This is a genomic window from Streptomyces sp. NBRC 110035, from assembly GCF_000829695.1.
GTDB lineage: Bacteria > Actinomycetota > Actinomycetes > Streptomycetales > Streptomycetaceae > Streptomyces.
Window position 1 is genome coordinate 26,655 of record NZ_BBNN01000057.1, and the last position, 8,904, is coordinate 35,558.

An 8,904-nucleotide genomic window follows, 5' to 3' on the forward strand; every position below is an offset into this window, starting at 1 on the left:
CCGCGCCTCGCCTGCCGGATCAGGTTGCCTCAAAGGCGGGGCCGGCTCTGGTCCGGCGGCGTGGTGAGGTGGTGAGCGAAGCGCTGTACCCGGGTCGAGGCGAGGGAGGGCGGTGTCCGGTGGGGATGGTGCCGGAGAGACGCCTTGATCAACCGCAGCAGTTGCAGACTGCCACTGCACGCCCAGCAGCAGGCGACGTGGGCGGCCATCTGCATGTGGTGCGCGCCGGTGAGCTGCCCGTCGGCGTACGCTTCCACGTCACGGCGCAGCCGCATATGCCGTATCTTCTCCCGGCACTCGACCCACACTCGCCCTGGTTCCGAAACGCGCTGCCTCTTCATGTAGCGGAAACCCCTCACGCCGGATGCCGCATTCCAGCCCGGGCACGGTTCCTCGCCCGCCGCCTTGCAAGGGCGGCACGCGCGTGGAACGGAATGCAGGAGAAGGGAATGCGGGTCCGGGGAGAAGGGGTTTCTGTGGCGTGGAAGACGAAGTGACAGCGCCGCCGCCGGACCCGGCGGACCCCAGGGGGCAGGCGTTCGCCGCCTATGTGCTGCCGGAGGTGGAGGTGCTGTTGCGGGTGGCGATGACCCTGACGTCGCAGCCGGCGGACGCCGAGGACCTCGTGCAGGACACCCTGCTGCGCGCGTACCGGGCCGTGGACCGCTTCGACGGAAAGCATCCGCGCGCGTGGCTGCTGACGATCATGCGACGGGCCGAGATCAACCGCCACCGCCGCCGCCGTCCGCATCTTCTGGACGATCCGGACACCGATCTGGACCGGCTCAGCACCACGGGCCCCAGCGGATCGGCGGAAGAGATCGTGGTGGGTGAGGTGTTCGACGAGGTGGTCGACGAGGCCCTGTGCGCGCTGCCGGACAAACACCGCCAGGTGGTGCAGCTGGTGGACATCGACGGCCTCACCTACGCGGAGGCCGCCCACCTGCTCGATGTGCCCGAAGGCACCGTGATGAGCCGACTGCACCGGGCGCGCAAACGGATACGGGCGCGGCTGGCCACGGCGGGACTGGCACCGAAACGAGGTGTGATGTGAACAGGCGTCCATGGTGGCGGCGAGCGTCGGCCGAGCGCCGGATGAACTGTCTGCAGGTCGCCCGGGTGCTGCAGTCCTACCTCGACGGCGAGACCGACGAGGTCACCGCGCGCCGGGTCGCGGCGCACCTGGAGGACTGCCGGCGCTGCGGTCTTGAGGCGTCCGTCTACCAGGAGATCCACAACGCGCTGGCCCGCCGGACGGAGCCCGACAGTGCGGCGGTGGACCGCTTGCGCGCGTTCGGTACATCACTCCTGAGCGACCCGCCGGCCGGGGACGACGAACCGGAACGCGGCACGATGCCCCCGGCAGGCGCGTAGAGCGATCTGTCCGGTGGGAAAGGCTGCTCAGAGGAGCCGGCTGAGCAGGCCGAGGCCACCGCTGTAGGAGCCCTCGTACGGGTACGAACCATGCCCGGAGTAGTCGTTGTTGCAGCGGTCTCCGCCCCCGGTCGTCCGAGGCCATCACCGAAGGTGAAGTATCACGTGCCGGGGCGGCGGATGAGGTGCCGGACGCGCCGACGACGGCTGCGGCGGCCAGCAGCGTGGCGGCGGTGTCGAGCGTGGCACTGCGCAGAAGACGGTTTCGCACGGGCTGCGCCGCTGAGCCCGCCGCACGGGCGAGGGCATGGCCAGGGAAGTGACACATTTGCAAGCGAGCGCACACGAACGCGGAGCAACCGCTGCGGATCCCGCGACACTGCGGACGGCAGCCTGGATCGTCGGATGCCTGGGGAGTTGCCGGCCGCCCGGCGACACGGAGGCCCTGAAGCTCGCCGATCGGCTGGAACATCGCCGGCTCCGGCAAGGACAGGCCGCCTTCGCCCAGGGAACGCTTCCCGACGGAGTATGGATCGTGCGCAGCGGAGAGCTGGAACTCGTCGCGGGCAGGGGACCGGACCGGGTGGTGGTCGGGACACTGCAGTCGTGCGGCATCGCCGGAGACGTGCCGCTCCTCCTGGGCCGACCGGCGGTCTGCACGGTGCGTGCGCGGACCGACGTGCAGACCGGCTTTGTGGCCGCAGCCGGTTTCCTGGCCGTGCTCGACGCCAGTCCCGCCCTGGCTGACCGGAATGGCCCGTCGGCACCTTCGCGCGCAGGAGGCGCAAGCCCGGACGCTGCACGGCAGCGCGGAGAGCCGCGTGGCCTGGCTGCTCCTGCGAGAGGCCCGGAACCGCGCGGTCTCCTGCTCGCAAGGCACACTCGCCGCGATGCTCGGAATGCGCCGACAGACGATGAACCGGATCATCAAGGATTTCGAACGCCAGGGCCTGTTGCGGGTGAGCTACTGCCGACTCGAACTCGTGGCCGTCGACCGCCTCCAGTGCCGCGCGCAGGATGGTGGTTGACACACCCCTCCGAGATCGCTGGTCATCCGGGAGGCGGCCGGTGGCGCGCAGGGGCGGCCCCGCGTGCGTACGCTCAGTACAGGGCACAGGAGGCTCCGGTAGAGGAATCGGCAATGCGTACGCATACGTTTTCGTGGAGGTCCGGTGCCGCGCCATAATGCCCGCGTGCTCGTCTTCGACGTCAACGAGACACTCAGCGACATGAGTCCGCTGGAGAACCGGTTCGAGGAGATCGGCGCTCCACCTCACATGTTCCGCCTCTGGTTCGCGAGCGTCCTGCGCGATGGCTTCGCGCTCACCGCTGCCGGAACCTTCGAGGAGTTCTCAGCCGTGGCGAGAGAGGGCGTGCGGGCGTTGCTGCCCAGCGTGCCCGGGTGGTCCGGCGATATCGAGGAGGCGGCCGGTCACGTCCTGGAGGGGTTCTCCCTACTTGAGGTGCACCCGGATGTTCCCCAGGGCGTCCGTGCTCTTCGCGGCATGGGCTTGCGGATGGTCACCATGACCAACGGCAGTTCGCAGCTCACCGAGCGACTCCTGAGCCGCGCCGGCCTCATGGAATGCTTCGAAACCCATCTGGACGTGAGCGGGCCACGCCGTTGGAAGCCCGCCCCAGCGGCCTACCAGTACGTCGTGGAGCAGGCCGGAGTTCGTCCGGACGAGGCGGTGCTCGTGGCAGTTCACCCGTGGGACATCGACGGTGCACAGCGCGCGGGTCTGGACGGCGCATGGCTGCGGAGAGGAGCGGCGCACTATCCGCGGACCATGCTGCCGCCGACCTACACCGCCGAGGACCTACGGGAACTCGCGCCGGCTCTCGCATAGGCGTCGCACCGCTTGCTGCCTGTCGATGTGAGGCTCTCGCGGTGTCGGCCCAGCACCTGGGACGGCATATCCCTGCCTCCTGTCACGCGCAACGGAAGCCTCACCGGTACCGAGCGGGTTCCCTCACCGTCGAACTACGGATTGCTGATTCACCCGGAACCGCAGAATGTGTGGAAAAGTGCCCTATCTCACCGGGGCGCCGGTACGTCGATGAAGAAGAGGCACCGCCCGAAAGGCCGCTGATGCGCGGCTGGACGAACGAAGCTGCCAGGTATGCCGTATCCGAGGGCGTCGTTCGGCCCGGAGCGAGGAGCGAATAGCCATGTCCACTCCGATCGCCGATTACGGGATGCTCGCCGACGGCAGCTCCGCCGCACTGGTCGACCGCCGCGGGTCGATCGACTGGATGTGCGTGCCGCGCTTCGACAGCCCCGCCCTGTTCGCGCGCCTCCTGGACCCCGATGCCGGGCACTGGTCGATCACACCGACGGGCCGGTTCGAGGCGACGCGCCGCTACCTTCCGGGCACCTTGGTCATCGAAACGACGTTCACGACCGCGTCTGGTGCGGCGTGCCTGCGGGACACGTTCGCCGTCCCCGAGGGGCAGCGGGGCCACGATCTGGGGATGCGTCCGCCGCACGAGCTGCTGCGCGAGATCGAGGGGCTGAGCGGCGAGGTCGTGTTCGACGTCGAGCTGGTGCCGCGCCCCGAGTACGGGCTCGTGCGGCCGCTTCTGCGCCTCACCGACCACGGCATGCGCACCTACGGGGGTCCGAACCAGATCGCCGTACGTTCCGCCGTTCCCCTGGAGGCGGACGAGGCGTTCGTACGGACGAGGGTGAGCGTGACGGCCGGGCAGCGGTTCGGTTTCTCACTGGTGTGGGCGCCTGCGGAGGTGGCGCCGCCGGATCCCACCGCTCCCGAGCGGGTGTCGGGACGGATCGCTGACACTGTCGAGGCGTGGCGCTCCTGGGAGGCGGAGCACGACATCTACCATGGGCCGCACCGCGACCTGGTCCTGCTGTCGTCCCGTGTCCTCAAGGGGCTCACCTACCGCCCGACCGGCGCCATCGTCGCCGCACCGACGACCTCCCTGCCCGAGACGGCGGGAGGGGAGCGCAACTGGGACTACCGCTTCGCCTGGATCCGCGACGCCAGCCTGACCCTGGAAGCCCTCTACCACGGTACGTGCCCTGAAGAGGCGGCCGACTTCGTCTCCTTCATGACCAGCTCCGCCGGTGGAAGCGCGGGAGCGGACTCGTCGCTGCAGATCATGTACGGCGTCGGCGGCGAGCACGACCTCACCGAGCGCCTGCTGCCGCACTTGCGCGGATGGCGGGACTCCCGCCCGGTCCGGATCGGCAACGCGGCATGGGCGCAGACCCAGCTCGACGTCTACGGAGAACTGCTGAACGCGCTGCACCTGTACCGAGAGCGGCTCGGAGACCTGCATCCGGAGATCCAGCGCTTCGCCGCCGGCCTGGCCGACACCGCGGCACGCCGCTGGAGGGAGCCCGACGCCGGTATGTGGGAGATGCGCGGCACACCGCGCCATCACCTGTCCTCGAAGGTCCTGTGCTGGGTCGCCCTCGACCGCGCGGTGAAACTCGCCCCGCGCCTCGGCTCGCACGCGCGCACCGAAGCCTGGGCGGCCGAGCGGGACTGTATCCGCCAGGCGGTGATCGAACGCGGCTGGAGTGAGCGACGAGGTGCCTACACTCAGGCGTTCGACTCCGACGAACTCGACGCCGCTGCCCTGCTCATGCCGCTGTACGGATTCCTGCCCGCCACCGACGAACGCATGTACGCGACGATCGAGGCGATCGCCCGGGAGCTCACCGACGACGGACTGGTGCTGCGCTACCGGCTGACCGACGACCGCAACGTCGACGGACTCGCCGGGAGCGAGGGCACGTTTGTGCTCTGCTCGTTCTGGCTCGCCTCCGCCCTCGCCCAGGCCGGCTGCCCCGACCGGGCAAAGGTTCTCTTCGATCGCGTCGTCGGCTTCGCCAATGACCTCGGGCTGCTCGCCGAGGAGATCGACCCGCGTAGCGGTGAACTGCTCGGCAACTTTCCACAGGCGTTCAGTCACGTCGGGCTGATCAACGCGGCTGCCGCCATCGACCAGGCTGACGGCGCACCGCCTCGCTACGGCGCCGATCCGTCGCGATGAGCACCGCGCCGACCGGAGGAGGCTTCGTTCGCCGGTGACGTCCCATGTCGCCATGGTGCCCACGCGTGGCGTTCCCGCGCCGCCGCGTGAGGGATCTGAGGGGAAGGAGCGGGAGAGCCCACCGGGTTCCCGGTATACGTCGGAGGACGCGGGCGTACCTCAGCGAGGAGACGGACATGGCGCAGGAGACCGATGTCGTGGTGATCGGGATGGGCGTGGGCGGTGAGCATGTCGCCGAGCGCCTGGCCGCGGAAGGACTGGACGTCGTCGGGGTCGAGGCGGAGCTGGTCGGAGGGGAATGCCCGTACTGGGCATGTATCCCGAGCAAGATGATGATCCGTGGCGGGAACCTGCTCGCGGAGGCCCGCCGCGTCCCGGGTATGGCGGGGCAGGCGCGGGTCACTGCGGACTTCGCCCCGGTCGCCGCCCGGATCCGCGAGGAGGCGACCGACGACTGGAACGATCAGGTGGCCGTGGACCGGTTTACCGGCAAGGGCGGGCACTTCGTCCGCGGCCGTGCCAGGCTGACCGGGCCGGGGCGGGTCGAGATCGACGGGCGGCAGTTCACCGTGCGGCGCGGGGTGGTGCTCGCCACCGGCAGCCGCCCGCAGATCCCTCCGGTGCTGGGTCTGGACTCGGTCCCGTACTGGACCAACCGTGACGCGACCTCGGCCAAGGAGAGCCCGCGCTCGCTGATGGTGCTCGGGGCAGGGGCGGTGGGCGTCGAGCTTGCCCAGGCATACGCTCGGTTCGGTACGGCGGTCACAGTCGTCGAGGCGGCCGACCGGCTGCTGCCTGCGGAGGAGCCGGAGAGCGGACGCCTGCTCGCCGATGTGCTGGGCGCCGAGGGCATCACCGTACGCACCGGGGCACAGGCGAGCCGTGCGCGCCACGACGGTGACACTTTCACCCTCACCCTTGACGGTGGCGAGGAACTGACCGCGGAGCGGCTGCTGGTCGCCACCGGGCGGCGCCCCAACCTGGCGGGGCTCGGCCTGGAGACGGTCGGCCTCGACCCGGACGCCCGCGCCCTGGACGTGGACGAGCAGCTGCGAGCGGGCCAGGGCCTGTGGGGCGTCGGAGACGTCACCGGGCGCGGAGCCTTCACCCACGTGGCGATGTACCAGGCCGAGATCGCGGTCCGCGCCGTCCTCGGCGAACCCGGCCCCGGCGCGGACTACCGCGCCCTGCCCCGGGTCACCTTCACCGATCCGGAGGTGGGTTCGGTGGGCCTGACCGAGGCCCAGGCACGTGAGCAGGGCCTGCGGGTACGCACCGGTACCGCCCGGGTACCGTCATCGGCGCGCGGCTGGATCCACAAGGCGGGCAACGAGGGCTTGATCAAACTCGTCGAGGACGCGGACCGCGGAGTGCTGGTCGGCGCCACCTCGGCCGGCCCCATGGGAGGCGAGGTCCTCTACGGCCTCGTGGTGGCGGTCCAGGCCGAGGTCCCCGTCGACCGGCTGCGGCACATGATGTACGCCTACCCCACCTTCCACCGCGCCGTGGAGGACGCGCTCGCAGCACTTCATCAAAGCTAGCCCCGGCAGGAGACAGACCGACCCTCGGGGGCCACCGCGCAGCGGCGGCCGGCGTTGGTGTCGTCGGTGGGCGTCCGCCTCGCCGACCGGACCGGTGTGGAGCTCGGGCAAGGAGAGCAGAAGCCCAACCGTGAACAGGCCACCGGCGCTCTGCTGGGGTATGTCATCGGGCTGGGCGTGGGAGTCGCTTACGGTCTCCTCCGTGGCCGGGGGGTGTCGCCCCCACACCGGGTCGCCGGGCTGGGGGGCGCCCCCACACCGGGTCGCCGGGCTCCTTCTCGGTGCCATGGCCATGGCGGGCAGCGATCTGCCGGCCACCGCGCTCAAGGTGACCGACCCGTCCTCCTGGAGCGCCTCGGCGTGGCTGTCGGACATCGCACCACACCTGGCCTGTGGCGTCACCACCGTCAGGGCGTTCGACGCCGTGCGCTGACGGTTCACCGCACCTGCGACACCTCAGGATCGAGGGAAGACAGGACGGGCGGAGGAGCTCCCGCGGCCCCCGGTCTACGCGGTCCGGCCCCACGGCCGGCGCCAGTGCCACCGTCGGGCGGTATCGGCCGGCGGGGTTTCGGGCAGAAGGTGCGGCGCGTGCTGCCGCACCGCCTCCAGGACCTGCCGGGCGCTGGGATTGGTCAGCGGGTGTCCGGCGACGGCGACCGTGGGCACGGTCTCGTCGCCGTTGTTGACCGACCGGACGTAGGCCGCGCCGGACTGGTCCTTCCAGATGTCGACGGGTTCGTAGGACAGGCCGGTGCGCCGCAGCTGCCTGCGCAGGCTCGCGCAGTACGGGCAGCCGGGCCGCCAGTACATCTGGACCTTCGCCGGGTCCGGGCGTACGGGTTCGGGCATGGCGGCCTCCTCGTGGTCGGGCAAAAGAAACCCGGTGAGGAGAGTGGTCCATTCCTGCTACGGGGTGGACAGGCTCGCCTGGGGGACGCCGACCAGGACGGTCAGGACATAATAGACGAGAGGGTCCTTATCGGGCAGTCCGATGTCCCCGGGGCGTTCGGGCCGGGGCCGCGCGCAGACAGATCGCCGCGGGACCGATGCCCTCGACGCGATAGTCGAAGACTTCCAGTGTGCTGAACCCGTCGATGCGGCCCTCGTTGGGCAGACGGGACGAACTGAGCACGGTGACGCGTGCCCGCAGGGGGAGCAGGCCGGCCGCGCCCGTGGGCCGGCAGGCGCGGCCGGTCACGGGCTCCCAGTGGGCCGGGTCCGCCGGGAGCTGGATCCGCAGGTGCGCGCCGGGCGGCACGGACTGGGGCAGCCAGGTTCCGTTCCACCACCACAGGTCGTCCCGGTGCTGCTGGGTGAACAGGTATGGGTGGTCGCGTGTCCCGGGGTCCGGTGGCAGGACGGCCCGGCCAGAGGACGCGGGCGCGACGGCTCCTGGGGGGCTTGACCCAAGGCCGGGTAGTTAACGTTTTCGCAGGTCATGCAAGGCTTGTTGGGGTCCAGGCAGTGGCGGCGTACAGGCCCGGGCCGAGTTTGTGGATGAGGCCACTCTCGGCCCATCTGGAGAGCTGTCGATACATGGTCTCCATGGTGATGTCGCCGAAGTGAGAAGCGATGTCACGGGGGCGCCAGAGGCGGGTGGGGTCTTCCTCGAGCAGGCCCAGGATCCGGTGACGGCGCCGGTCGGCGGGGGCGGTGTTCCGATCGTCGCGGGAGATGGCGGGGAGTTGAGGGTGCGGTTTGCGAGGCTCGAGGACGCTGATATCGAGACGGGTGATGGTGCGGCTGGTGTCGGGCCTGCCGTCGTCATGGCGAGTGCTGTAACGGGACATCGGTGACTTGACCTTGCGGGTGCTGACGCGCTGCCGCCGGGGCGGCAGGAGACGGGCCAGAATCCGGTGCCCGATCAGCCCGACGCGGCCGACATCGGCGGGGTCGGTGATGACGGCGGCGGCCTGGACGACCTGGTCGCGGGCGGTCTGGAGGGCGACGGTGAAACAGCAAC

At 70.4% G+C, this 8,904-nt stretch carries 9 protein-coding genes and 2 pseudogenes; 8 read left to right on the forward strand and 3 right to left on the reverse strand.

Annotation, left to right across the window (positions count from 1 at the left end; genetic code table 11):
- Positions 1-29: 29 nt before the first annotated feature.
- Positions 30-275: a hypothetical protein gene (locus tag TU30_RS31250; RefSeq protein ID WP_234308045.1), complete on the reverse strand. Its 246-nt coding sequence runs from the start codon at positions 273-275 to the stop codon at positions 30-32.
- Positions 276-481: 206 nt separating this feature from the next.
- Here TU30_RS31250 and TU30_RS31255 point away from each other — a divergent pair, with 206 nt between their 5' ends.
- The 8 genes and pseudogenes from TU30_RS31255 to TU30_RS36310 all read left to right on the forward strand — a co-directional run bounded on the left by TU30_RS31255 (position 482) and on the right by TU30_RS36310 (position 7,371).
- Positions 482-1,054, forward strand: coding sequence for an RNA polymerase sigma factor (locus TU30_RS31255; RefSeq protein WP_234308046.1), 573 nt, complete (start codon positions 482-484; stop codon positions 1,052-1,054).
- A 41-nt stretch (positions 1,055-1,095) separates the two neighbouring features.
- A complete protein-coding gene (locus TU30_RS31260; protein WP_042176634.1) occupies positions 1,096-1,374 on the forward strand; it encodes an anti-sigma factor in 279 nt (92 codons plus the stop codon).
- Positions 1,375-1,681: 307 nt separating this feature from the next.
- A pseudogene (locus tag TU30_RS38480) lies at positions 1,682-2,089 on the forward strand (cyclic nucleotide-binding domain-containing protein); the annotation flags it as partial.
- Positions 2,090-2,195: 106 nt separating this feature from the next.
- The gene (locus TU30_RS36665) at positions 2,196-2,402 is read left to right on the forward strand and encodes a helix-turn-helix domain-containing protein (protein ID WP_176726287.1); all 207 of its coding nucleotides are present in this window, start codon (positions 2,196-2,198) and stop codon (positions 2,400-2,402) included.
- Positions 2,403-2,567: 165 nt separating this feature from the next.
- Complete coding sequence (locus TU30_RS31270) at positions 2,568-3,224, forward strand: haloacid dehalogenase type II (protein ID WP_234308047.1); 657 nt, start codon at positions 2,568-2,570, stop codon at positions 3,222-3,224.
- Between the two features lie 322 nt (positions 3,225-3,546).
- Entirely contained in the window at positions 3,547-5,397 is a 1,851-nt protein-coding gene (locus TU30_RS31275; RefSeq protein WP_042176636.1) for a glycoside hydrolase family 15 protein, read from the forward strand.
- Between the two features lie 176 nt (positions 5,398-5,573).
- Positions 5,574-6,938, forward strand: a complete 1,365-nt coding sequence (locus tag TU30_RS31280; protein WP_042176638.1) for an NAD(P)/FAD-dependent oxidoreductase — start codon at positions 5,574-5,576, stop codon at positions 6,936-6,938.
- A 286-nt stretch (positions 6,939-7,224) separates the two neighbouring features.
- On the forward strand, positions 7,225-7,371 hold the full coding sequence (locus TU30_RS36310; RefSeq protein ID WP_158719402.1) for a hypothetical protein: 147 nt from the start codon (positions 7,225-7,227) through the stop codon (positions 7,369-7,371).
- A 74-nt stretch (positions 7,372-7,445) separates the two neighbouring features.
- Here the strand turns inward: TU30_RS36310 and TU30_RS31290 are convergent, their stop codons facing one another.
- Positions 7,446-7,790, reverse strand: coding sequence for a mycoredoxin (locus TU30_RS31290; RefSeq protein ID WP_042176661.1), 345 nt, complete (start codon positions 7,788-7,790; stop codon positions 7,446-7,448).
- A gap of 587 nt (positions 7,791-8,377) precedes the next feature.
- Positions 8,378-8,904, reverse strand: a pseudogene (locus TU30_RS36315) (helix-turn-helix domain-containing protein); the annotation flags it as partial.

Coding starts and splice junctions, on each gene's coding strand:
- TU30_RS31280 (WP_042176638.1), top strand. CDS start 5,574: ATGGCGCAGGAGACCGATGTCGTGGTGATCGGGATGGGCGTGGGCGGT.
- TU30_RS31250 (WP_234308045.1), bottom strand. CDS start 275: ATGCGGCTGCGCCGTGACGTGGAAGCGTACGCCGACGGGCAGCTCACC.
- TU30_RS31275 (WP_042176636.1), top strand. CDS start 3,547: ATGTCCACTCCGATCGCCGATTACGGGATGCTCGCCGACGGCAGCTCC.
- TU30_RS31290 (WP_042176661.1), bottom strand. CDS start 7,790: ATGCCCGAACCCGTACGCCCGGACCCGGCGAAGGTCCAGATGTACTGG.
- TU30_RS36310 (WP_158719402.1), top strand. CDS start 7,225: ATGGCCATGGCGGGCAGCGATCTGCCGGCCACCGCGCTCAAGGTGACC.
- TU30_RS31260 (WP_042176634.1), top strand. CDS start 1,096: ATGAACTGTCTGCAGGTCGCCCGGGTGCTGCAGTCCTACCTCGACGGC.